At 71.2% G+C, this 22,017-nt stretch carries 21 protein-coding genes and 3 tRNA genes; 11 read left to right on the top strand and 13 right to left on the bottom strand.

Annotated elements, in window-relative coordinates:
- Positions 1–33: 33 nt before the first annotated feature.
- Positions 34–106: transfer RNA gene (locus ABD54_RS17595), tRNA-Ala, on the bottom strand.
- Positions 107–261: 155 nt separating this feature from the next.
- Between ABD54_RS17595 and ABD54_RS17590 the strand changes: the two genes are divergently transcribed.
- Both ABD54_RS17590 and ABD54_RS28610 read left to right on the top strand, forming a co-directional pair.
- Positions 262–477 carry a hypothetical protein gene (locus tag ABD54_RS17590; RefSeq protein WP_047870588.1) on the top strand — a complete coding sequence of 72 codons (216 nt, stop codon included), beginning with the start codon at positions 262–264 and terminating at the stop codon, positions 475–477.
- An 82-nt stretch (positions 478–559) separates the two neighbouring features.
- Positions 560–742, top strand: a complete 183-nt coding sequence (locus ABD54_RS28610) for a hypothetical protein (protein ID WP_047870584.1) — start codon at positions 560–562, stop codon at positions 740–742.
- 305 nt (positions 743–1,047) lie between these two features.
- Here the strand turns inward: ABD54_RS28610 and ABD54_RS17580 are convergent.
- A tRNA-Ala gene (locus ABD54_RS17580) sits at positions 1,048–1,120 on the bottom strand.
- A 154-nt stretch (positions 1,121–1,274) separates the two neighbouring features.
- On the opposite strand from ABD54_RS17580, the gene ABD54_RS17575 reads away from it, so the two are divergent.
- Positions 1,275–1,568 (top strand): co-chaperone GroES, encoded by a 294-nt coding sequence (locus ABD54_RS17575; protein WP_017568462.1) that lies wholly within the window; start codon positions 1,275–1,277, stop codon positions 1,566–1,568.
- Positions 1,569–1,644: 76 nt separating this feature from the next.
- Here ABD54_RS17575 and ABD54_RS17570 read toward each other — a convergent pair whose 3' ends face one another.
- Complete coding sequence (locus tag ABD54_RS17570; RefSeq protein WP_047870583.1) at positions 1,645–2,244, bottom strand: TetR/AcrR family transcriptional regulator; 600 nt, start codon at positions 2,242–2,244, stop codon at positions 1,645–1,647.
- Positions 2,245–2,382: 138 nt separating this feature from the next.
- Between ABD54_RS17570 and ABD54_RS17565 the strand changes: the two genes are divergently transcribed.
- On the top strand, positions 2,383–4,161 hold the full coding sequence (locus ABD54_RS17565; RefSeq protein WP_047870582.1) for an ABC transporter ATP-binding protein: 1,779 nt from the start codon (positions 2,383–2,385) through the stop codon (positions 4,159–4,161).
- 159 nt (positions 4,162–4,320) lie between these two features.
- On the top strand, positions 4,321–5,484 hold the full coding sequence (locus ABD54_RS17560) for an alpha-hydroxy-acid oxidizing protein (RefSeq protein WP_047870581.1): 1,164 nt from the start codon (positions 4,321–4,323) through the stop codon (positions 5,482–5,484).
- Positions 5,485–5,576: 92 nt separating this feature from the next.
- Here the strand turns inward: ABD54_RS17560 and ABD54_RS17555 are convergent, their stop codons facing one another.
- Genes ABD54_RS17555 through ABD54_RS17545 form a run of 3 tightly spaced genes read right to left on the bottom strand, consistent with a single transcriptional unit; the run spans position 5,577 to position 8,688 of the window.
- Complete coding sequence (locus ABD54_RS17555) at positions 5,577–6,476, bottom strand: carbohydrate ABC transporter permease (protein WP_047870580.1); 900 nt, start codon at positions 6,474–6,476, stop codon at positions 5,577–5,579.
- A complete protein-coding gene (locus tag ABD54_RS17550; RefSeq protein ID WP_047870579.1) occupies positions 6,473–7,321 on the bottom strand; it encodes a carbohydrate ABC transporter permease in 849 nt (282 codons plus the stop codon). Before ABD54_RS17550 ends, ABD54_RS17555 begins: the two co-directional genes overlap by 4 nt.
- A gap of 56 nt (positions 7,322–7,377) precedes the next feature.
- Entirely contained in the window at positions 7,378–8,688 is a 1,311-nt protein-coding gene (locus tag ABD54_RS17545) for an ABC transporter substrate-binding protein (protein ID WP_200904132.1), read from the bottom strand.
- Between the two features lie 223 nt (positions 8,689–8,911).
- On the opposite strand from ABD54_RS17545, the gene ABD54_RS17540 reads away from it, so the two are divergent.
- Both ABD54_RS17540 and ABD54_RS17535 read left to right on the top strand, forming a co-directional pair.
- The gene (locus ABD54_RS17540; RefSeq protein WP_047870587.1) at positions 8,912–9,931 is read left to right on the top strand and encodes a LacI family DNA-binding transcriptional regulator; all 1,020 of its coding nucleotides are present in this window, start codon (positions 8,912–8,914) and stop codon (positions 9,929–9,931) included.
- 19 nt (positions 9,932–9,950) lie between these two features.
- Positions 9,951–11,570 carry a glycoside hydrolase family 13 protein gene (locus tag ABD54_RS17535; protein WP_047870577.1) on the top strand — a complete coding sequence of 540 codons (1,620 nt, stop codon included), beginning with the start codon at positions 9,951–9,953 and terminating at the stop codon, positions 11,568–11,570.
- A 180-nt stretch (positions 11,571–11,750) separates the two neighbouring features.
- Here the strand turns inward: ABD54_RS17535 and ABD54_RS17530 are convergent.
- The 4 genes from ABD54_RS17530 to nadD all read right to left on the bottom strand — a co-directional run bounded on the left by ABD54_RS17530 (position 11,751) and on the right by nadD (position 13,631).
- Positions 11,751–11,823, bottom strand: a tRNA-Ala gene (locus tag ABD54_RS17530).
- Positions 11,824–11,903: 80 nt separating this feature from the next.
- The gene (locus ABD54_RS17525) at positions 11,904–12,527 is read right to left on the bottom strand and encodes a histidine phosphatase family protein (protein ID WP_047870576.1); all 624 of its coding nucleotides are present in this window, start codon (positions 12,525–12,527) and stop codon (positions 11,904–11,906) included.
- 34 nt (positions 12,528–12,561) lie between these two features.
- Entirely contained in the window at positions 12,562–12,960 is a 399-nt protein-coding gene (gene rsfS, locus ABD54_RS17520; protein ID WP_047870575.1) for a ribosome silencing factor, read from the bottom strand.
- Between the two features lie 17 nt (positions 12,961–12,977).
- Positions 12,978–13,631 (bottom strand): nicotinate-nucleotide adenylyltransferase, encoded by a 654-nt coding sequence (nadD, locus tag ABD54_RS17515; RefSeq protein ID WP_268778191.1) that lies wholly within the window; start codon positions 13,629–13,631, stop codon positions 12,978–12,980.
- A 231-nt stretch (positions 13,632–13,862) separates the two neighbouring features.
- Here nadD and ABD54_RS17510 point away from each other — a divergent pair, with 231 nt between their 5' ends.
- Entirely contained in the window at positions 13,863–14,918 is a 1,056-nt protein-coding gene (locus ABD54_RS17510) for a M48 family metallopeptidase (RefSeq protein ID WP_047870573.1), read from the top strand.
- A gap of 118 nt (positions 14,919–15,036) precedes the next feature.
- Here ABD54_RS17510 and ABD54_RS17505 read toward each other — a convergent pair whose 3' ends face one another.
- The 3 genes from ABD54_RS17505 to ABD54_RS17495 all read right to left on the bottom strand — a co-directional run bounded on the left by ABD54_RS17505 (position 15,037) and on the right by ABD54_RS17495 (position 18,466).
- Positions 15,037–15,768 carry a S9 family peptidase gene (locus tag ABD54_RS17505; protein ID WP_047870572.1) on the bottom strand — a complete coding sequence of 244 codons (732 nt, stop codon included), beginning with the start codon at positions 15,766–15,768 and terminating at the stop codon, positions 15,037–15,039.
- A 178-nt stretch (positions 15,769–15,946) separates the two neighbouring features.
- The gene (locus ABD54_RS17500) at positions 15,947–16,918 is read right to left on the bottom strand and encodes a hypothetical protein (RefSeq protein WP_047870571.1); all 972 of its coding nucleotides are present in this window, start codon (positions 16,916–16,918) and stop codon (positions 15,947–15,949) included.
- A gap of 273 nt (positions 16,919–17,191) precedes the next feature.
- Entirely contained in the window at positions 17,192–18,466 is a 1,275-nt protein-coding gene (locus ABD54_RS17495; RefSeq protein WP_047870570.1) for a glutamate-5-semialdehyde dehydrogenase, read from the bottom strand.
- A 544-nt stretch (positions 18,467–19,010) separates the two neighbouring features.
- On the opposite strand from ABD54_RS17495, the gene ABD54_RS17490 reads away from it, so the two are divergent.
- The 3 genes from ABD54_RS17490 to ABD54_RS17480 form a co-directional block, all read left to right on the top strand.
- A complete protein-coding gene (locus ABD54_RS17490) occupies positions 19,011–20,303 on the top strand; it encodes an AMP-dependent synthetase (protein WP_235432099.1) in 1,293 nt (430 codons plus the stop codon).
- Positions 20,304–20,409: 106 nt separating this feature from the next.
- Positions 20,410–21,372 carry an aldo/keto reductase gene (locus ABD54_RS17485; protein WP_047870569.1) on the top strand — a complete coding sequence of 321 codons (963 nt, stop codon included), beginning with the start codon at positions 20,410–20,412 and terminating at the stop codon, positions 21,370–21,372.
- Positions 21,373–21,471: 99 nt separating this feature from the next.
- The coding region (locus tag ABD54_RS17480; protein ID WP_235432098.1) for a MarR family winged helix-turn-helix transcriptional regulator at positions 21,472–22,017 on the top strand (546 nt) is incomplete at its 3' end.

Raw genomic sequence — 22,017 nt, 5'->3', positions numbered from 1 at the left:
GTCGAAGACCGGCTCGCCGCAGCCCGCGCAACGTGGAGCTATGGGGATTCGAACCCCAGACCTCCTCCATGCCATGGAGGCGCGCTACCAACTGCGCCATAGCCCCGAGTGCCCTTCGGCAACGGTTCGAGTCTATCGGACGTGCGGGGGTGGGATGACCAGCCGCGGTGTCGTCCGGCCCACACCCCCGCACCCCGGGACGGCCGCGGCACCCGTCCGGGCCCCTCTTCAACCACCCCGGGACGGGGCACATGAGTGGACATGAGCGACAGACCACGGCAGAACCCGGTCGACACCCTGGTCCGCTGGGAGGACCACGGAGCCGTGTGGCGGGTGGTGGGGCGGACCGCCTCCGAGGTGACGGTGGCCCTGTGCCGGTGCGACGGGGGCGAGGAGGTGGAGCGCCTGACCTCGGGCGATCCGGACCTCCTCGCCTTCGTGGACGAACGGTTCAGTCCTCCTCCGCAAGCCCTCTGATCGCCTCCAGCCCGCGGTCCCGGACCCGAGCTGCGGGCTGGAGGCCGCGCCCCAGCTCGCTCAGGCGCGCCCCGACCGGGCGGTGCACCACCTCGCGGCCGCGCCGCCCGGACTCGACCAGGCCGACCCGGCGCAGGACGTCCAGGTGCTCGACGACGGCCTGGCGTCGGTGCCGGGCTCGGCCGCGACGCGGTACGAGAAGAGGGCCGACTCCTCGACGGCGACGACGCGGCCGCGCAAGGCGCCGTCCCGTTCGAGCTCGTAGTCGATGATCGCGCCGTCGTTGATCCTCCAGCCCGGTCGCGCCGGGAAGCGGATCGGCGCCGAAACCGCACACGGGGCTCGGCCGCCCCCAGCCGCAGGAGCCCGGAGGCGAATCACCGCGGCCCCGACACCAGGGGGACGGGAGGCGAAGCCTCACGTTGCAAGGAAGCGCCCAACCACCGCACCGACCACCGCGGCCCCGACACCAGGGGGGCGCCTCGGGGGGTTCGGGGGGTCTCCCCCCCGGAAAGCATCGCGGGCTGCGGCGAGCCGGTCTTCAACCGGCTCGCCGCAGCCCGCGCAACGTGGAGCTATGGGGATTCGAACCCCAGACCTCCTCCATGCCATGGAGGCGCGCTACCAACTGCGCCATAGCCCCTTGTATGCCGGGCGGTTCCCCCGCTCGGCGATGGAATCACTGTACCGGAGGTTGGGAGCGGGTTGCGACCTCGGGACCCCCGGGTGGACGTGCGGTGTCCGGTTTCCGCGCCGAATACCCTGGAGTGGTGCCCGAATCAAAGCTTGAGATCCAGATGCTCCACGATCGCCTGCTGGTGAAGTCGGTCCCGGACAGGACCGAGCGTCGCAGCAGCGCCGGCCTGGTCATCCCGGACACGGTGAAGCTGGCGACCAGGCTCGCGTGGGGAGAGGTCGTCGGCGCCGGAACCAGCGCCCGCCACGTCAAGACCGGGGACCGGGTGCTCTTCGATCCCGAGGAGCAGGGCGAGGTCGAACTGAACGGCGAGCGGTACGTGATCCTGCGCGAGCGCGACGTGCACGCCGTGGCCAACGAGGCCCCCGAGCGCGGCACCGGCCTGTACCTGTAGCCCCCTCCCCCGGCGGGCCGCCCGACTTCCCCGATGCGCCGCCCGGGTCGGACGTCCGTCCCCGCGCCGCCCCGGGTCAGTCGCCCGCGCCGTCGCGGCCGGGGTTGGAGACGGCCTTGACCAGCGAGTGCACGCACAGGTTGAGGGACTCGTAGGCGGGCGTGCGGCTGACGCTCACGTAGGCCCAGGCCGCGTAGAGCCCCGACCACAGGAGCTGCTGCGCCCATATCGGGGTGATCCTGGGGTCGATGCTGCCGTCGGCGTGGCCGCGCTCGACCAGGGCGAACAGGGCCCGGTCCGCCTCCCCGAACTCCTCCTCCAGCACCTCGTCCCAGGAGTCGTCGGCCCCGAAGGTCAGCATGATCACCTTCTGGAGCCCGAAGTACTCGGGCACCAGGCGCCCGAAGGCCTCCAGTCCGGTTCCCTCGGTGGTGCGCGCCCGTTCGGTGGCCTCGTTGATGAGCTCGTCGGCGTACTCGCCGAGGGCGCACACCAGGTCGGCGCGTTCGGCGAAGTAGCGCTGGAGCGTGCTGCGCGCCACACCCGCGGTTCTGGCCACCTGGGACAGGGGCGCCGAGGAGTTCTCCCCGAGCACCTCCACCGCCGCTTCGAGGATCGCGCGCCGGGTCCGGGCGCGCGTCCTCGTCTCTTCGCCTGGGGGAGCGCTCTTCACCATGCCCTCATCCTAGGCCTGCCGGTAATTGGTTGACAATAATCGGTCACCTATGACCTACTTCAAAACATGACTGATCCATCAAAAGTAGACACCGACTCGAAACCGGGTGGGCCCGAACCCCGGTTCGCCCAGCTCCGGGTGCTGTGGTCGTTCGTGCGCCCGCACCGGAACAAGCTGGCGCTGGGCCTGGTGCTGGCCCTGTTCGGGTCGGCGCTCGAACTCGCCAACCCGATGGTGATCAAGCTGGTCCTGGACACCGTCTCCGGCGGGGGCGGCCTGCTCGCGCCGATCGCCCTGCTGCTGGGCCTGTTCACGCTGGGCACGGTGTCCGGCCTGTGGCACTGGATCCTCCTGGGCACCGTAGCCGAGAAGGTGGTGCTGGACGCGCGCACCTCGCTGGTGCGCCGCTACTTCCGCGCCGCGCTCATCCCGCTGTCGCGCCGCTCCTCCGGCGAGCTCGTCACCCGGGCGACCTCCGACACGGTACTGCTGCGCGAGGCCGCCTCCAGCAGCGTCATCAGCCTCATCAACGGCGGCGTGCTGCTGGTGGGAACGCTGGTCATGATGGGCGTGCTGGACCTGTTCCTGCTCACGGTCACCTTCGTCGCGGTGCTCGTGGTCACCGTCCTGTTCCTGACGCTGATGCCCGCCCTGGCCAAGGCTCAGGAGAGGGCGCAGAACTCCCTGGGCCTGATGGGCGGCATGCTCGACGGCGCGCTGCGCGCGGTCCGCACGGTCAAGGTCAGCCGGGCCGAGGAGCGCCTGAGCGGCCAGATCCTCGAACACGCACGGGAGTCCGCGCGGCACGGTGTGCGCTCGGTGCGGCGCGAGGCGGTCGCCTGGACGATCGCGTTCAGCGGGATCCAGCTCGCCATCATCTCCATCCTGGGTGTGGGCGCGCTGCGGGTGTCCTCGGGTGCGATCGAGGTCTCCACCCTCATCGCCTTCCTGCTCTACGCGTTCACCCTGATGACCCCGGTCATGGAGCTGTCCCAGAGCGTCACCACCCTCCAGTCGGGCGTGGCCGCGGCCAAGCGCATCCGGGAGGTGGAGGCCATTGCGCTCGAACCCTCCTCCGAGGCGTCGGACGCGGACGCGCCGGTCCCCTCCCCGGACGGGGACCGCCCGGGCGCGCTGCTGGAACTGCGCGGGGTCACCGCCCGGTACGCGCCCGGCGCCGAGTCCGCGCTGGACGGCGTGGACCTTGCCGTCCCCAGGCGCGGGCACACCGCGATAGTGGGGCCCTCCGGCGCGGGCAAGACCACCGTGTTCTCGCTGCTGCTGCGCTTCCTCGAACCCGAGGAGGGGCAGTTGTTCCTGAACGGGACCCCCTACCGGGAGCTCACCCCCGGCCAGGTGCGCGGCCGCTTCGCCTACGTGGAGCAGGACACCCCGGTCATCCCCGGCACCATCCGGGAGAACCTGCTGTTCAGCCGTCCGGACGCCACCGAGGACGAGGTGCGCCGGGTCCTGGGCCAGGTACGCCTGGCCGACAAGATCGACGCCCTGGAGGAGGGGCTGGACACCCCGCTGGACGCCACGTCCTTCTCCGGCGGACAACGCCAGCGCATCGCCCTGGCCCGCGCGCTGCTGCGCTCGCCGGACGTGCTGCTGCTGGACGAGGCCACCTCGCAGGTGGACGCGATCACCGAAGCCGCCATCACCGAGAGCGTGCGCGCCCACGCCGCGCGGGCGGCCGTGGTGACGATCGCGCACCGGCTGTCCACCGTGATCCACGCCGACACCATCGTGCTGATGGAGGACGGGCGGGTGCGGGCCAGGGGCACCCACCGGGAGCTGATGGACCGGGACGACCTGTACCGGGAGCTGGTCACGGCACTGCACATCGCCGAGGCCGGGGCCGCGGAGCCCGGCGGTGGCCGGACCGAGGCGGACCGGGTGACGCCGGTCACGTGAGCGCGCGGTAGCATCCGGCCGGAACCGGTGGGCGCGAACGGTTCGACGGCCGCGGCCGCGGGGCACACCTCCCCGCGGCCCGGTCCGTCCTCTTCTTACGTCCCGTGCGCCGTGCCCCGCGGTGCCCCTACCAGGCGCCGCGGCGCCAGCGAGGGAACCATGACCGACTTCGCCCAGTACCAGGACGGCGTCTACGCCGACGCGACCAACGGCGTCCTGCCCGGCCTGCCCTACCACCACGAGGATCTGCGCGACCTGGCCGAGAGGGCCATGGAGCCGGGTCCGTTCGGCTATGTGGAGGGCAGCGCGGGACGGGAGCGCACCGCCCGCGCCAACGTGGACGCGTTCGCCCGCTACGCGCTGCGCCCGCGCAGCCTGCGGCCGGGGGCAGAGGGTGCCGGCGGGCTGGGGGTCACCCTGTTCGGCAGGGAGTACGCCACACCGCTGCTGACCGCGCCGGTCGGCGTCCTGGAGCAGGTGCACGAGGAGGCGGAGCTCGCCGTGGCCGAGGGCGCCAACGCCTTGGGGGTGCCGATGGTGCTGTCCACGGCCGCCTCCACCCCGATGGAAAGGGTCGCCGAAGCGGTCGACTCCTGGTGGTACCAGCTGTACTGGCCCGGCGACGACGCGCTGGCCGAGTCGTTCGTGCGGCGGGCGGCGGCAGCGGGGGCGGAGGCGGTCGTCGTCACCGCGGACACCAAGCGGCTGGGGTGGCGGCCCCGCGACCTGGCGCTGGGCCACCTGCCGTTCCTGCGCAGCCAGGGCACGGCGAACTACTTCAGCGACCCGGAGTTCCGCTCCCGGCTCAAGGCCGACCCGGAGCCGGGCGGGGTGTTCACCGAGGCGGTGTTCCACTTCCTGGGCGCGTTCTCCAGCAGGTCCCTGAGCACCGACAACATCGCGCGCATCCGCCGGTGGACGGACCTGCCGGTGCTGGTCAAGGGCGTCGTGCGCGGGGACGAGGCCGCCGACCTGGTGGCAGCGGGCGTGGACGGGATCGTGGTCAGCAACCACGGCGGCCGGCAGGTCGACAACGCCGTGGCGGCGCTGGACGCCCTGCCCGAGGTGGTGGACGCGGTCGGCGACCGCGCCACGGTGCTGTTCGACTCGGGTGTGCGCTCGGGCGCCGACGTGGCCGTGGCGATGGCGCTGGGGGCCGAGGCGGTGCTGCTGGGGCGGCCGTGGGTGTACGGGCTGGCCGTGGGCGGCGCCGCGGGCGTGGAGCACGTGCTGCGCGCGACGCTGGCGGAGCTGCAGATCACCGCCGAGTTGGTGGGCAAGGACGCGGCGGACCTGGACGGGAGCGACGTCGTGCGCCGCTGACCCGGGTCCGGCGGGCGCCGACCCGGACACGGAGCCGGTCCCGGAGGCGCGGTGCGCTCCCGGGACCGGTCCGCTTCCTTCCGGTCGTGCTGTCAGCCCTTGACGGCTCCGGAGGTCAGTCCCGCCACGATCCTGCGTTGCAGGACCAGGGCGAAGATGATCAGCGGGACCGACACCAGGACCGAAGCGGCCATGATCTGCCCGATCGGGTTCTCGTAGCCGACCCGCTGGAAGGTCGCCACGAAGACCGGCACCGTCTGCACGTTCAGGTCGTTCGGGGCGAAGGAGAAGGCCAGCAGGAACTCGTTGGTGGCGTACACGAAGGTCAGGATGGCCGCCGCTCCCACGCCCGGCGCCGCCAGCGGCGCCACCACTCGCAGGAATGCCTGGACCGGGGTGGCCCCGTCCACCTTCGCCGACTCCTCGATCTCCTTGGGGATGCCCGCGAAGAACGTGGTGAGGATGAAGACTGCCAGCGGCAGGGTCAGCGCCACGTACGGGATGATCATGCCCGCGTAGGAGTTGAGCAGGTTGATCCCGGTCCACTCGTTGAGCTGCAGGTACATCTGGTAGAGCGGGTTGACCAACGCCACCGGCGGGAACAGGGTCGCGACCAGGGTGGCGGCCAGGATCGCGAACTTGCCCGCCAGCGGCAGCCGGGCCAGGGCGTAGCCCGCCAGCGAGGCCACCGGGATGCAGATCAGCGTGGTCACCGTCGCCACGATCAGCGAGTTGCGCAGCGCGAACTGGAAGCCCTGGTCGAAGATCTCCCGGTAGTTGCCGAAGTCGAAGGGCCCCTGGAGGATGTTCGGGTCGGTGATCGCCGCCGATCCCGACCGCAGGCTGGTCATACCCATCCACAGGAACGGGAACAGGCACCACAGCAGCACCACGGCCAGCCCGAGCAGTTTGAGGGTGCTCCCCACCGCCGGATGGACGCGTCGGCGCGGCTTGTGGACCGACCCGCTCGGCCTCACCGTCTCGGCCGTCATCGCTTCTCCTTCCGCGGCGCCTCACCGATCATGTGGCGGCCCATCCGGCTGATGAAGGCCAGGCCGACGAGCATGACGATGACGAACGTGACCGTGGACAACGCGTTGGCGTAGCCCAGGTCCGGGTCCCGGACCAGGTAGCGCTGCGCGTAGACCGACAGGGTGGCCAGCGAGTTCGAGTAGCCGGTGAACACGTACGCGAAGTCGAACATGCGCAGGGCGTCCACCGTGCGGAACAGCAGTGCCACGACGATCGACGGGCGCAGCAGCGGCAGGGTGATGTTCCAGAAGCGCTGGAGCGCGTTGGCCCCGTCCACCCTGGCCGCCTCGTAGTAGTCCTTCGGGATGGTCTGCAGGCCCGCGAGCAGCAGCAGGGCCACGAACGGCGCGGTCTTCCACACGTCGGCGCTGATGATGCCGACCATCGACCAGAACGGGTCGCGCAGCCAGTTGATGTCCGTGCCGAGGACGGCGTTCACGAAGCCCGGGTTCGGGTCGAACATGAACCGCCACACCTGCGCGGCCACGGCGGTCGGGATGACCCACGGGATCAGGATGACCGCGCGGGTCAGGCCGCGGCCGAGGAAGGCCTGGTGCATGATCAGCGCGAAGGCCATCCCGACGAGGAACTCCAGCGACACCGACGCGACCGTGAACACCAGGGTGTTCCAGACGGCGTTGAAGAAACCGGAGTCGGTCAGGACGCGGACGTAGTTGTCGACGCCGATGAACTCCTGGCGGAACCCCCGGATCTGGTAGAGGCTCATCCCGATCGCGTAGAAGACCGGGAAGAGCGCGATCAAGGCCATGAAGGCGAACGACGGGGCGAGGAAGATCCGCCCCATCGCACGCTCACCCAGGCCCCTGCTCACGCGGACTCTCTGGGTCGTCGCCATGCGGCCTACTCTTGTTCGAGCGCGTCGTTGGCCGCCTGGTCGACGGCCTCCAGGGCCGTGTCGGGCTCCTCCTGGCCCCGGAAGGCCGGGTGCAGGTTGTCCTGCACGGCCAGGGACAGCGAGTTGTAGCCGGGCACCGGCGGGCGGGCCTGGGCCTGGGCGAGGATTTCGCCGAGCATCTGGAAGTCGGGGTCGTCGGTGTTCTCGTAGGCGCTCGCCATGGTCGGCGGCAGGCTGTTCTGGAGCAGGACGTCCTGCGCCTCGGGGTCGGTGGCCGCCCACAGGACGAACTCGCGGGCCAGGTCCTTGCTGTCGCTCAGCGTGCTGACCGCGTTGTTGAGGCCGCCCAGCGCGCTGGTGGTGCCCTCACCGGTGAAGGTGGGCAGCGGGGCGACCGCGAAGTCGTCCGCGACAGCGCTCTCCTCGTCGCCCTCGCCCGCCAGGAGCGGGATGGCGTAGGGCCAGTTGCGCATGTAGACGGCCTCGCCCGCCTGGAACAGGGCGCGCGCGTCGTCCTCGACCATGGTGTCGAAGCCGTCGGCGTAGAACCCGCTCTCGTAGGCCTCCGTCATGAAGTCCAGGGCCGTGGCGGAGGCGTCGCCCTCCAGGAAGGTGCTCTGCTCCTGGGCGTCGTCGAACAGTCGGCCTCCCGCGGACCAGTACAGCTCCAGGAAGTTGACGACGAAACCCTCGTACTGGTCGCCCTGGCCGACGTAGGCGGAGATGCCCTCCTCCTCGGCGGCGGCCATACCGGTGTCGTAGAGCTCCTCCCAGGTCGCGGGGGGCTCCTCGACGAGGTCGGTGCGGTAGTAGAGGAACGCGCCGTTGGAGGAGTAGGGCAGCGCGTACAGCTCCTGCTGCCATTGGGAGCTGTCGACGGCCCCCTCCAGGCTGACGCCCTCGACCTCGCCGCGCAGGTCCTCCAGGCTCTCGACGTAGCCGTACTCGGCGAACTCACCGGTCCAGATGACGTCCAGACCCAGGACGTCGAACTCCCCCGCCTGGTTCTGGAGGTCCTGGAACATCGCCTGGCGCTGCTCGTCGGCGGTGGGGGCCAGGAAGAAGATGTCGACCTGCTGGTCGGGGTTGTTCTCGTTCCACAGGCGCGCGACCTCCTCGTGGATCGCGCGGTCGGCCCCGGTGACCGCCCAGACGAACGCCGGGTCCTCGGCCAGGCCCGCGGTCTCGCCGCCCTCCCCCGCGGTCTCCTCCCCGGGGGGTTCGCCGCACGCGGTGGCCAGGGTGAGGCTCAGTGCGGCGAGCCCGGCAGCGCACGCGCGCACCGTGTACCCCTTCTGGTGTGAATGCACTGGCATGGCTCTCTCCTTACCGCGCCGGAAGGCTGTCCGGGCGCGCGGCATCGAGTGTGTGCTGGGTCATCCCCCCGTGTTCGTGCGCAAACGATGCCACCGACCGTGTGATCTAGTCAACAATGAACGCGTTTCGATATGCGTCATGCGCGGAAAGAAAAGGCACGTCGTCCGATTTTCTTCATGAAAACGTTGCCACCACCCGGGTCGCGCTCCTACCGTGGACGGCATGGCCAGCCAACCCGCGAGCATGCGGGACGTCGCCCAGCGAGCGGGGGTCTCCCTCTCGACGGTCTCCCGTGTGCTGCGCGGGGCCCCCGGGGTCGCCCCGAAGGCGCGCCAACGCGTCCAGCGCGCCGCGGACGAGCTGGCCTACGTGGTCTCGCGCAACGCCTCGGGCCTGGTCACCGGCCGCACGGGGCGGGTCGCGGTGGTCGTGCCCTTCCTCCAGCCGTGGTTCTTCGGGACGGTACTGGCGGGGGTCAGCGACGCGCTGCGCGAGGCGGACCTGGACATGCTCGTCTACCAGGTCGGCGAGACTCGGGCCCGGGAGGGCTGGACGCGGTCGCTGCCGCTGCGGCGCAACACCGACGCCGTGGTCACCGTGTCCATGGACCTGACCGAGGAGGAGTGCCGTCGGCTGGACGACGTGGGCGTGCCCGTGGTGCTGGTCGGGCAGAGGATGTCCGACCGGGCCGGCGTGTACATCGACGACCGGGCAGGTGCCGCGGGGGCCACCCGACACCTGCTCAACCTGGGGCACACGCGCGTGGCCTACATCGCCTCGCGGTCCGAGACCTGGACCAGCGCCAGCTCGAGGCACCGGCTGCAGGGGTACGAGGCGGCCATGGCGGAGGCGGGGCTGCCGTCGCGGAGCGTGGCCAAGGCCAGCGGGCACGCGGGCGGCGAACTGGCCATGGGCGAGCTTCTGTCGGACCACGACCCGCCCACGGCCGTGCTGGCCGAGTTCGACGACCTCGCCTTGGGCGCGTACCGCACGCTGCGCCGCTCGGGCGTTCGCGTGCCGGAGTCGATCTCCCTCATGGGCTTCGACAACCACGACACCGCGGCGGTGATGGACCTGACCACCGTGGACCAGACCCCCTACGACACCGGGCTGACCGCGGGTCGGCTCACCGTGGGCATCCTCAACGGGACGGCCGGGCGCCTCCAGGTGGAGATGCCCACACAGCTCATCCTGAGGCAGTCCACCGCCGCGCCCAGGAGCACGCGCGGCCTGTTCTCCTGACCCACACGGAGGAACCAGCATGCAGCAGTGGTGGCGCGACGCGGTCCTGTACCAGGTCTACCCGCGCAGCTTCGCCGACGCCGACGGGGACGGAACCGGCGACATCGCGGGTATAACCGCTCGCTTGGGCCACGTCGCCGACCTGGGAGCGGACGGGATCTGGCTGTCGCCGTTCTACACCTCGCCGTGGGCGGACGGCGGGTACGACGTGGCCGACTTCCGGGACGTGGACCCGCGCCTGGGCACCCTGGAGGACTTCGACGCGATGGTGGCCGCCGCGCACGCGCTGGGCCTGCGGGTGATGATCGACATCGTGCCCAACCACACCTCCGAGGAGCACCCGTGGTTCCGGGAGGCGCTGGAGGCCGGTCCCGGATCGCCCGAGCGGGAGCTGTACGTGTTCCGCGACGGGCGGGGCGCGGACGGCGAGCTGCCGCCGACCAACTGGCGGTCGACGTTCGGCGGCCCGGCGTGGACCCGCGCGGCGGACGGGCAGTGGTACCTGCACATGTTCGCGCCCGAGCAGCCGGACCTGAACTGGGAGGACCCGCGGGTGCGCGAGGAGTTCCGCGCCGTCCTTCGGTTCTGGAGCCGGCGCGGGGTGGACGGGTTCCGGATCGACGTGGCGTACGCGCTGGTCAAGGATCTGCGGGAGCCGTTGCGCGACCTGGTGCTGGTGGAGGGCGGCCGGTTCGAGGACATCGCGGCCAATCCGGACCACCCGTTCCTGGACCGGCCCGAGGTGCACGAGGTGTACCGGGACTGGCGGCGGGTGCTGGCGGAGTTCGACCCGCCCCGGGCCACGGTGGGCGAGGTGTGGCTGCCCGGTGAACGGCGTGTGCTGTACACGCGCCCAGACGAGCTGGACCAGGCGTTCAACTTCGACTTCCTGAGGACCTCGTGGGACGCCGACTCCTACCGCCGCGTGATCGACTCCTCGATCGCCGACGCCAGGCGGGTCGGCACCGTGCCCACGTGGGTGATCGGCAACCACGACGTGGTGCGCCCGGTGTCGGTGCTGGGGCTGCCACCGGGCACCGACCAGAAGGCGTGGCTGCTCTCCGACGGGCGCGACCCGGAGCCGGACCTGGAACTGGGCACGCGGCGGGCGCGGGCACTGGCGCTGCTGGAGCTGTCGCTGCCGGGGTCGGCGTACGTGTACCAGGGCGAGGAGCTGGGGCTGCCGGAAGCGGCGGACCTGCCCGCTCAGGCGTTGGAGGACCCGCGGTGGTCGCGCAGCGGCCACACCGACAAGGGGCGGGACGGGTGCCGGGTGCCGCTGCCGTGGACGCGCGAAGGAGCGTCGTACGGCTTCGGCGGGCACACCCCGTGGCTGCCCCAGCCCGAAGGATGGGGCCGCTGGTCGGTGGAGGCCCAGGGCGACGACCCCGGGTCCGTGCTCTCCCTGTACCGCCGGGCGCTGGCGCACCGACGGGAGTTCTCCTCTGACGAGGCGCTGACCTGGGACGACACACTGAACCGGGGGCCGGTGCTGGCCTACTGGCGGGGTGAGGACGTGCTGGTGCTGGTCAACACGGGCGAGGAAGCGGTGGAGCTGCCGCCGGGCCGGGTACTGGTGGCCAGCGCGGAGCTGGAGGGACGGCTCCCTGGAAACGCGGCGGTGTGGCTGCGGCGCTGACCAGCGTGGTTCCGGGGCGAAGCCCCGCGTCGCGGGAGAACACCAGGCCCGCCCCGCCGCTCCCCGCGACCCCGGCCACAGGGGGTTACCTCGGCGGGTTCGGGGTGTCTATCCCGGAAAGCACGAAGGACGACCCGGCGAGGCGGCCGAAGGCCGCCGAGCGGGGTCGTCCTGAGTCCGTGGAGCTATGGGGATTCGAACCCCAGACCTCCTCCATGCCATGGAGGCGCGCTACCAACTGCGCCATAGCCCCTCAAGGGAGTCGATCGGACCTGTGGCGGTCCTGCCGACTCCCTGAACCATAGCGGAATCCGGCCCGAACGTCGAAACGGTTCAGGCGTCGTCGCTGAGCACGACCGGCTCGGGGAGGCTGGCCGCGTTGTGCTCCATCAGCCGCCACCGCCCCCGCCGCTCCTGGAGCACCGACCAGCAGCAGTTGCTGATGGGTCCCAGGATCTCGCGCTGTTCGTCGGGGACCCCCAGCATCCGGGCGATCCCGACTCTGAGGGCGGCGCCGTGGCTGACCACGACGAGCAGCCCCCCGGTCGGGGTCTTGCCCAGTCCGCGTTCGACGGCGGCGCGCATCCGGTCGCCGACCTCGGCGACGAGCTCGCCGTCGGGGATGTCCATGCGCGCGTGTTCGACCGGCCAGCGCGCGGACAGCTCCGCCCCGGTCATCCCCTCCCACGAGCCGCCGAAGCGCTCGCGCAGCCCCTCGTCGAACTCCACGGGCACCCCGGAGGCCCGGGAGAGGTATCCGGCGGTGTCGGCGGCCCTGCTCAGGTCAGAGGCGACGATGACGTCGGGGTTCAACGAGGCGAGCAGTTCCCCCGCCCGCCTGGCCTGGGCGTGGCCGACCGGATCGAGTGCGATGTCGGTCTGCCCCTGGAAGCGGTTCTCCACGTTCCAGGACGTGCGTCCGTGCCGCCAGAACAGCACACGAGGGGTGTCGCTCACGTGGTGTGTCTCTCCGCTCGCAGTGGGGTGGGGGTCAGAACTCGTCCAGCGGCGTGCGCTGGGCGCCGCGCGCGCCCTCGGGCAGGTCGATCTCGGGGCAGTCCTTCCACAGCCGTTCGAGGCCGTAGTAGCCGCGCTCCTCCTCGTGCTGGATGTGCACGACGATGTCGGCGTAGTCCAGCAGGACCCAGCGACCGTCACGCTCGCCCTCGCGCCGGACCGGCTTGGCCCCGGACTGGAGGCGGAGCTGGTCCTCGACCTCGTCGACGATCGCGCGGACCTGCCGGTCGTTGGGGGCCGAACACAGGACGAAGGCCTCGGTGATGACCAGCTGCTCGCTGACGTCGTAGGCGATGATCTCCTGGGCGAGCTTGTCGGAGGCGGCTTCCGCCGCGACCCTGACCAGCTCCAGTGCCCTGTCGGTGGCTGTCACGTTGTGCTTGCTGCCTTTCAGCTCTCTAGGTAGAGCCCGGTCTTGTTGATGTAGCGGACGATGCCGTCGGGGACCAGGTACCAGATGGGTTCGCCCTTGCGGACGCGTTCCCGGCACTCGGTCGAGGAGATGGCCAGCGCGGGGACCTCCACCAGGGAGACCTTGCCCTCGGGCAGGCCGGTGTCACTGAGGTGGTGACCGGGCCGGTTACAGCCTACGAAATGCGCGAGCTCGAAGAGTTCGTCGACGTTGTGCCAGCTCAGGATGGCGCCCAGCGCGTCGGCCCCGGTGATGAAGTACAGCTCCACGTCGGGACCGTACTTCGCGCGCATCTCGCGCAGCGTGTCGAGGGTGTAGGTGGGTCCCGAGCGGTCGATCTCGACGCGGTCCACCCGGAACTGGGGGTTCTCGGCGGTGGCGATGACCGTCATCAGGTAGCGGTCCTCGGAGGGCGTCACCTTGGCCAGGTCCTTCTGCCAGGGCTGACCGGTGGGGACGAACACCACCTCGTCGAGCCCGAAGAGGTGGGCGACCTCACTGGCCGCCACGAGGTGGCCGTGGTGGATGGGGTCGAATGTGCCACCCATGATACCGACCTTGGTCGGACCGGTTCCTCCACGCGGCGCGGGGGAGTCCGCGTTGCGGGATGCGTCGGAAGCTGCGTGCGCCACTGTGCGCTCCGTTTCGCCGTGGACGTTGCCGTTGCCGGGATCGGCCAACCGAGATTAGCCGACGGTGGGCACCATCGCCGTCCCCTTCCTCCCTTTTCGGTCCTTGCACTGGGACAACGAACGCCGTACCGGGTTCCTTCCCCCGGGCACGTCGGCGCCGCCCGCAAATCGCGTCATATCTCGAAGCCGGAAACCGTGGCCAAGCGCGATCCCGGCGCATAGCATGCCGATATGGCCAACACACCAGACCGCGTCCGCGTCCGGCTCTCCGAGATCTCGCCCCGTGCCTACGAACACCCCGCCGACCGGGGCGCCCTGGTCGCGCTGCGCTCGCTGCGCGGGTTCGACGAGGTGTTCAAACGCCTGTCGGGGCTGTTCAACGAGCGCGCCCTGCGACTGATGTTCCTGTCCAGCGCAGTCCGGGTCGGGCCCACACAGTTCCCCCACGTCCACGACTACCTGCGCGACGCCGCCTACGTCCTGGACATGGACGAGGTCCCCGAGCTCTACATCCAGATGAACCCGAAGCCGAACGCCATGGCGATCGGCAGCAACCGTCCGTTCATCGTGATGACCACGGGCCTGTTCGACCTGCTGGACGCCGAGGAGCAGCGCTTCGTCATCGGTCACGAGGTCGGCCACATCCTCAGCGGGCACGCCGTCTACCGCACCATGCTGCTGGCCCTGGTCCGGCTGGCCACCCGCGTGGCGTGGGTGCCGCTGGGCTTCATCGGCATCCAGGCCATCGTGGCCGCGCTGGAGGAGTGGTACCGCAAGTCCGAGCTGTCCTGCGACCGCGCCGGAATCCTCGCCAGCCAGAACCCCGAGGCGGGCAAGCGGGCCCTGATGAAGCTGGCGGGCGGCTCCAAGCTCGTGGAGATGAACCCCGACGCCTTCCTCGAACAGGCCCGCGAATACGAGTCCGGCGGCGACGCCCGCGACAGCCTCATCAAGCTGATCAGCCTGGTCGGGCAGACGCATCCGTTCGCGGTGGTGCGCCTGGCCGAGCTGCACCGGTGGATCGAGGACGGTTCCTACCAGAGCATCGTCAACGGCGACTACCCGCGCCGCTCCACCGACCGCGAGGCCCGGGTGGGCGAGGAGGCGCGCAAGGCCGCCAGCTCCTACAAGGAGTCCTGGGAGCGCACGGGCGACCCGCTGCTGGGCACCCTGCGCGACGTCGCGGGCAGCGCGGCCAGCGCGGGCGGCAAGATCTTCGACACCGTCGCCGACCGGTGGCGCAACGGCTCCTCCCGTACCGACCAGGGCTCGGGGACCTCTTCCTGACCGGTCCTTCCCCGGGGCACCAGCGCCCGGGGACCCGGCACCGGTTCCCGACGCGCGAGGCAACCGGGTGCCCGGCCGCGAGGGGCGGCCCCTGAGCCGCCCCTCGGGCGCGGGCGGCTCAGCGCAGGTCGTCCAGATAGGCCCGCGCCTCCCGCCAGGCGGGGTGGGCCGGGTCGATGACCGCGAAGTGGTCGGCGCCGACCGGCTCACGGTGGTCCACCGTGTCCCCCGCGGCACGCGCGGCTGCCGCGTAGGCGCGGCTGTGCCCGACCGGGACGCGCTGGTCTGCGTCCCCGTGCACGACGAGCTGGGGCACCCCCAGCGGCACGCGCAGCAGCGGCGAACAGGCGGCGTAGACCCGCGCGGAGGGGGCGGGGCCCAGGAACGGCTCCACCGCCCCCTCGCCCAGGCCCTCCCGGGCGCAGCGCTCCAGGTCGGTGACGGGCGCGAGGGCGACCACGGCGCGCACGGGCGTGCGGGGGTGGAGCGCGTTGAGCAGCGCCAGGTGCCCGCCCGCCGAGTGGCCGACGGACACCGTGCGGGACAGGTCGTAGCGGTCGGGCTCGCGGGCCGCGGCCTCCGCGAGCGCCGCCAGGGCGCGGTCGACGTCGTCGAGCGTCTGCGGCCAGCCGCCCCCGTCGTCGCCGGTGCGGCGGTACTCCACGTTCCACACCGCCCACCCGGCGGCGGCAAGGTCGCGGGCCAGCGGGTCCATGAGCCCGGCGTCGAGCCCGTCCCGCCACCAGCCGCCGTGCAGCAGGGCGGCGACGGGCGCGGGCGCGCCGCCCTTCGGTTCCCACAGGTGCGCGATCTGGCTGGGGTGTTCTCCGTAGGGAACGGTGGTGGGCACGCGTCGCTCCTCGTCCTCGGGCCGGCCTTTCGCGGACGGTAACAGCCCTTCCCCGCCGTCCCCACCGCGCGTCCCCCGCGACGCGCCACGGCGGGGACGGGAACCCGGGGCACACGGACAGCGCCGACGGCGGGGCCGTCGGCGCTGTCGGGCGTCCTGGCGTGACCGGGAGCGGGTCCTAGAAGGCGGGACCGGCGGCCATGGCCTCGTCGATGGTCGTGGAGCGCGCCTCCTCGACCTCCTCGACCAGGTCGTCCTCGTGGGCCTCGAACTCCTCGACCACGGCGGCGGAGAAGCTGCGCAGGGCGATCTCCTCGGTGAGGATGTCACCGCGGACGCGGTTGTTCTCACCGACCTGGGCGGTCGGGCTGTTGGCGGAGGTGGACAGGTCACCGCCGACGATGTTGTTGTCGACGTAGACGCCGCCGCTGACGCCGGTGACGCTCAGGTCGCCGTCGACGTAGTTGACGGAGGAGCAGAAGCCCTCCTGCTCGCCGGCGCCGACCGCGACCGGACCGGTGCCGCCGGTGTAGGTGGCCGCGCCGATCACCTCGCTGTCGCAGAGGATGCCGCCGCTGGCGGGGTTGTTGACGGTCAGTGCGCCGCGGACCACGGAGTCGTAGATGTCGGCGTACTCGACACCGTCGGCCTCGACGGCGCCGCCGACGCGCGAGCCGGAGACGTAGACGGCGCCGACCTCGGCTTTGATGCTGCGGACGGAGGAGTCCACCACGTAGGCGAAGCCGTCGGTGTTGCCGCCGTCGACCGGGACGGCGCGCAGGGCCGCCCCCGTGGAGCTGTCCTCCAGGTAGGTGCCGTAGGAACCGCGGTTGACCACGCGGTCGCCGACGGAGCTCTCCTGGGAGTCGAAGTAGGCGTCCTGCTGGACGGTCACCTTCCCCTCGATCTCGCCGCCGATGATGTGCAGGTTGGCACCCTGGCGGACGGTGACGTCGCCCTGGACGACCGTGCCGTCCAGGAAGCAGCTCTTGCCGGCGGGAACCGCGAGGTCCGTGGGCAGGGTGACGGCACCGCCGTGGCCCGAGCAGATGGTGACCAGGTCAGCCTGGGCGGGGGAGGCCATCAGCGTGACACCACCGACGGCCAGGGCGGTCGTGGCGATGGCAGCGACCTTGCTCCGGAGCTTCATTCGGGGGATTCCTTTCGTTGTGACCGTGGGGGGCGGCACTCCGAGCGATACGGAAGCGCGCCGTGAGACACCACAGTGAAATTACCGACCGGCCGTCGCTTTGGGAATACGTGCTAGACGAAGATTCGCTTCTGTCCAGGTTTCCAGCGGGAAAACGCTCCAGATGACAACGGCCCATCGGCCCCCGGATATCACTATCGGTCGCACGACGCACACACGGGTTCGACCGCACGTCACGGGCGTACCCGTGGCGTGCGGCCCCGGACCGGGCGGCTACCTGAGGTGGCCGTCCCCGGTGACCACGTACTTGGTGGAGGTCATCTCGGTCAACCCCATCGGCCCTCTGGCGTGCAGCTTCTGGGTGGAGATGCCGATCTCGGCGCCGAAGCCGAACTCGCCGCCGTCGGTGAACCTCGTGGAGGCGTTGACCATGACCGCGGCGGAGTCAACCCGTGAGACGAAGTACCGGGAGGCCTTCAGCGAGTCGGTGACGATGGCCTCGGTGTGCTGGGTGGAGTACCTGCGGATGTGGGCCAGCGCCTCGTCGATGGTGGGCACCACGCGCACTGCCAGGTCCATGGACAAGTACTCGGTGGCCCAGTCCTCCTCCGTGGCCTCGACCACCCGGGCTCCGGTCGGGTGGGCGGCTGCGGCCTCCAGCACCCGGGGGTCGCCGTGCACGGTCACGCCGCTCTCGCCGAGGGCCTCCAGCACGCGCGGCAGGAACTCCTCGGCCACGGCCTCGTGCACCAGCAGGGTCTCGGCGGAGTTGCACACCGAGCAGCGCTGCGCCTTGGCGTTGGTGGTGATGGCCACGGCCTTGTCGAGGTCGGCGTCGGCGTCCACGTAGACGTGGCACAGCCCCTCGCCGGTCTCGATGACCGGCACGGTGGAGTCGCGCACCACGGCCTGGATGAGGGAGCCCCCGCCGCGCGGGATGAGCACGTCCACCAGGCCGCGCGCCCGCATGAGCGCGGTGGAGGACTCGCGGGTGCGGCCGGGCACCATCTGGACGGCGTCCACCGGGACCCCGGTGCCCTCCAGGGCGTCCCGCAGGACCCCGACGATGGCGGTGTTGGAGGAGTAGGCCGAGGAGGAGCCGCGCAGCAGGGCGGCGTTGCCGCTCTTGAGGCACAGGGCGGCGGCGTCCACGGTGACGTTGGGGCGGCCCTCGTAGATGATGCCGATGACACCGAGCGGCACCCGGATCTGGCGCAGGTCCAGGCCGTTGGGCAGCACGGACCCGCGCACGGACTCGCCCACCGGGTCGGGGAGCTCGACGATCTCGCGGACGGCCTCGGCGATGGCCTCGACCCGCTGCGGGGTGAGGGTGAGCCGGTCGACCATGGCCGGGCCGGTGCCGTCCTCGCGGGCCCGCGCCACGTCCTCGGCGTTGGCCGCGGTGATCTCGTCGGACCGTTTGACCAGGGCGTCGGCGACCGCCAGCAGCGCAGCGTCCTTGACCGCCCGGCTGAGCGGGGCGAGGTCGGCCGCCGCGTTCCTGGCCCGCCCGGCTACCGCGTGGACCTCGCGCTCGATGTCGCTCATGGTGCTCTCTCTTGGTTGGGAGGCCATCCCGGCGCACCCGCCCTGCGGCGTCGAAGGGTCTCAGGGGGCGTGCGCCGGGGTGAACGCTTCCAGCGTATAGCGCGGCCCCGCCGAACGGAGGTCGTCCACAGCGCGGAGTCGGGCACGCGCGGCCGAGCCGCCCGGTCCGGCCCGCCACCTCGGCCTCCACCGGACGGACGCTGGTACCCGGACCCGAGACGGTCACCAGGCGTGACGGCCCCCAGCTCACACGTGAGGAAGGTCATATCACCCGGGAAGCGGCGGCACGCCTCACGGGAGCACCCCCTACGACGGACGATAACGAAAGGTGCCCACACGGTCACACGGTCCCGCGGGCCGCCTCGGATATCGTCACATTCTCTCGAATGGACGCATTCCGAAGTCAACTGCGGCCCCGCCCCACCGGCGACTGGACGACGAAGTCCGGAAACTTCTGGTCACTTCGGATTCACCAATGGCTCCGCAGCAGTACGAACGCCCGTGATCGGCCGTATTTGAGTACACCAGGAACGCGAGTGCGAGAATGACAACGAATTTCGGTCAACGAACGACCCTCGGCGGGGCTCCGTCCACGGCACGGGCACTGGCCAGGCTGTCCAGGATCCCGGTTCTGCGGGAGAAGTACCTCCGCCACACCTGCGGGGCCTCCGCGCCGGAGCTGTCCGACCTCCCCACGCTCGACAGGGACGAACTGGGCCGGGCGATCGACATCCTGGTGCGCACCGATCCGTCCGCCCTGACCCGCGCCTCCCTGAACGTCATGGGGGGCACCCGGTCGACCATGCGTCTGGGGGCGGTCCCGGCGGACCTGTACCTGGACGAGATCGCGCCGCACGTTCGCCCCTTCGAACAGGGCGACCTGTTCACCACCCTCGGCACCCCGTTCCACATGCGGGCCTGCCAGGAGCTGCACAACGGACTCGCCTCCAGGGCCGGGGTGCCCACACTCTCCATGGACGCGCCGACCGACCAGATGATCGACGCCTACCTCGACCTGTTCGAGCGCCACGGGGTCAACGCCCTGGGCACCACCCTCGACACCTTCCGGAGCCTGCTCCGTTACTGCGCCGCGTCCGGCCGGGACCTCGGCTTCCTGCGCAAGGTGCTGTGGAGCGGTCCGGCCATGGACGCCGCCACCCGGTCGCTGATCCGGACGCACTTCCCCCACCTGCGCACGTGGGCGCTCTTCGGCTCGGCGGAGACCTGGATCATCGGACACAGCGGCCCGGACTGCGCCAACGACACCCTCCACCCGCTCCCCCACCAGTACACGGAGATCGTCGACGGGCGCATGCTGGTGACCGTCACGCACGAGAAGGCGGTCGTCCCGCTGCTGCGCTACGAGACCGGGGTCGCGGCCGAGTGGACGGCCTGCCCCTGCGGTCTGCCCGGTCCCGCGGTGCGCACCCACAGCCGCATAGACGCCCCGATGGGGCCGCTCAGCCGCGTGGTCTCCCCCCTCGACCTCGTGCCGCTGGCCATGCGGCTCGACTCGGTCGAGGCGGCCCAGGTCGTCCTGGTCGACCCCCACACCGAGGACGAACGGCTCCACCTGCGGGTCCGGCTGCGCCCGGAGACCAGGACCGAGCTCTACACCGGCGAGTGGATAAGGCAGCACGTGCTGTCCGAGTCGCTGGGGCTGGCCGAGGTGACGGAGGAGGCTCCGGAGTCCTTCGAGGTCATCGTCTCCCGGCACATGCTGCGGGAACTCCCGGACGGGTCGGCCCCCGAGTTCCTGGTGCGCGAGGGGGGACGCCTCCGGATCCAATCGACATCGAGTCAGCGTCAGGGTTCTTATGGTACCTTCTCGGCATAGGTTCAGGAGGGCAGGTCGCAGGCGCCGTATGCGGCGCCCGGGTCACACCCCCGGGTAGCGCCTCCCTGAGTCGCGTCGAGCACGACCACCGATCACAGGAGTGCGCATGCGGACTGTTCCGCTGACCACCGACGGACCCACCGTCTCCGCCCAGGGGCTGGGCTGCATGGGGATGAGCGAGTTCTACGGCCCGGGAGACGAGGCCGACTCCCTCGCGACCCTGAACCACGCCCTGGACCTGGGCGTCGGCTTCCTCGACACAGCGGACATGTACGGGCACGGGGCCAACGAGGAGTTGGTGGGCAAGGTCGTCCGGGAAAGGCGGGAGGAGGTCGTCCTGGCCACGAAGTTCGGGATCGTCCGCGATCGCGGGACCGGTGCCCGAGTCCACCGCGGGGACGCCGAGTACGTCCGCGCGGCCTGCGACGCCAGCCTCTCCCGCCTGGGTGTCGAGACGATCGACCTCTACTACATGCACCGGCGCGACACCTCGGTCCCCGTCGAGGAGACGGTCGGGGCCATGGCCGAACTGGTGGCCCGGGGCAAGGTGCGCCACCTAGGGCTGTCCGAGGTGAGCGCCGACGAACTGCGCGCCGCCCACGCCGTGCACCCGATCGCCGCCGTGCAGACGGAGTGGTCGCTGTGGAGCCGCGACGTGGAGGAGTCGGTGGTGGGCGAGTGCGCGCGGCTCGGTGTGGGCTTCGTCCCCTACTCCCCGCTGGGACGCGGCTTCCTCACCGGGGCCCTCCCTCCGGTGGAGGAGCTGTCCGCCGACGACTTCCGCCGCGGCAAGCCGCGCTTCTCCGGCGAGAACGCCGTGCGCAACCGGGATCTGCTCGCCATCGTGCGGCGGGTGGCCGACGCACACGGCGCGACGCCGGGCCAGGTCGCCCTGGCGTGGGTACACGCCCAGGCCGAGCGCTGGGGCCTGCCCGTCGTTCCCATCCCGGGAACCAGGAGGCGCGAGCGGCTGGAGGAGAACGCGGGCGGCGCGGACCTGTCCCTCTCCCCGGAGGACCTCGCCGAACTCGACACCATGGCCGACGCCACCGCGGGCGCGCGGTACTGACCCTCCTCCGAGCCGGGGTGGAGCGGGCCGCTCCCGGCGCCGGCCTGACGACCGGCCGACGAGCACGGAGGGACAGGCGCTCTGAGATACGATTCCCAGATGACCCAGCTTCCCATGGACCAGCGGATCGGTCATCACCTGAAGCGCGCCGAGCAGGAGCTGATCTCCGCGAAGCACGCTGTTCTGAGGCAGTTCAACCTCTCGGTCCCCCAGTACACGGTCCTGCTCGTGCTCTCGGAGGAGCCCGGGGCCTCAGGTGCGATCCTGGCCCGCAGGTGCCTGGTGACCCCCCAGACGATGTCCTCGGTCCTCGCGACCCTGAGCAGGCGCGAACTGATCGAGCGCAAGCCCCACCCGCTGCACTCCCACATCCTTGAGACGAGGCTCTCCCCCAGCGGACAGGACCTGCTCGCCAAGGCGGACGAGGCCGCGATTCGGGTGGAGATGCGGCTGAGCGAGGCGTTCAGCAGCGAGGAGGAGGGTGAGTTCGTCCGCTTCCTCAGCCGGTGCGCGGAGGTCTCCGCGGAGACCCTGGGGCAGGGCGGGCACTTCTTCACGATGGAGGGCCGCGGCGTGCGCGAGTACGTCACCCGGCGGCTGCCCGAGGCGGTCCACCGGATGCTCGACGGCTTGGGAGTGGACCGG

The sequence above is a fragment of the Nocardiopsis sp. RV163 genome (genome assembly GCF_001029525.1).
Classification (GTDB): domain Bacteria; phylum Actinomycetota; class Actinomycetes; order Streptosporangiales; family Streptosporangiaceae; genus Nocardiopsis; species Nocardiopsis dassonvillei.
This window is presented reverse-complemented; position numbering and strand designations above follow the sequence as displayed.

What these genes read in the sequence shown, in the direction of transcription:
- ABD54_RS17590 (WP_047870588.1), top strand. Translation starts at nt 262, where the DNA reads ATGAGCGACAGACCACGGCAGAACCCGGTCGACACCCTGGTCCGCTGG.
- ABD54_RS17575 (WP_017568462.1), top strand. Translation starts at nt 1,275, where the DNA reads ATGCTCCACGATCGCCTGCTGGTGAAGTCGGTCCCGGACAGGACCGAG.
- ABD54_RS17570 (WP_047870583.1), bottom strand. Translation starts at nt 2,244, where the DNA reads ATGGTGAAGAGCGCTCCCCCAGGCGAAGAGACGAGGACGCGCGCCCGG.
- ABD54_RS17560 (WP_047870581.1), top strand. Translation starts at nt 4,321, where the DNA reads ATGACCGACTTCGCCCAGTACCAGGACGGCGTCTACGCCGACGCGACC.
- ABD54_RS17555 (WP_047870580.1), bottom strand. Translation starts at nt 6,476, where the DNA reads ATGACGGCCGAGACGGTGAGGCCGAGCGGGTCGGTCCACAAGCCGCGC.
- ABD54_RS17550 (WP_047870579.1), bottom strand. Translation starts at nt 7,321, where the DNA reads ATGGGGCGGATCTTCCTCGCCCCGTCGTTCGCCTTCATGGCCTTGATC.
- ABD54_RS17545 (WP_200904132.1), bottom strand. Translation starts at nt 8,688, where the DNA reads ATGCCAGTGCATTCACACCAGAAGGGGTACACGGTGCGCGCGTGCGCT.
- ABD54_RS17540 (WP_047870587.1), top strand. Translation starts at nt 8,912, where the DNA reads ATGGCCAGCCAACCCGCGAGCATGCGGGACGTCGCCCAGCGAGCGGGG.
- ABD54_RS17535 (WP_047870577.1), top strand. Translation starts at nt 9,951, where the DNA reads ATGCAGCAGTGGTGGCGCGACGCGGTCCTGTACCAGGTCTACCCGCGC.
- ABD54_RS17510 (WP_047870573.1), top strand. Translation starts at nt 13,863, where the DNA reads ATGGCCAACACACCAGACCGCGTCCGCGTCCGGCTCTCCGAGATCTCG.
- ABD54_RS17500 (WP_047870571.1), bottom strand. Translation starts at nt 16,918, where the DNA reads ATGAAGCTCCGGAGCAAGGTCGCTGCCATCGCCACGACCGCCCTGGCC.
- ABD54_RS17495 (WP_047870570.1), bottom strand. Translation starts at nt 18,466, where the DNA reads ATGAGCGACATCGAGCGCGAGGTCCACGCGGTAGCCGGGCGGGCCAGG.
- ABD54_RS17490 (WP_235432099.1), top strand. Translation starts at nt 19,011, where the DNA reads ATGACAACGAATTTCGGTCAACGAACGACCCTCGGCGGGGCTCCGTCC.
- ABD54_RS17485 (WP_047870569.1), top strand. Translation starts at nt 20,410, where the DNA reads ATGCGGACTGTTCCGCTGACCACCGACGGACCCACCGTCTCCGCCCAG.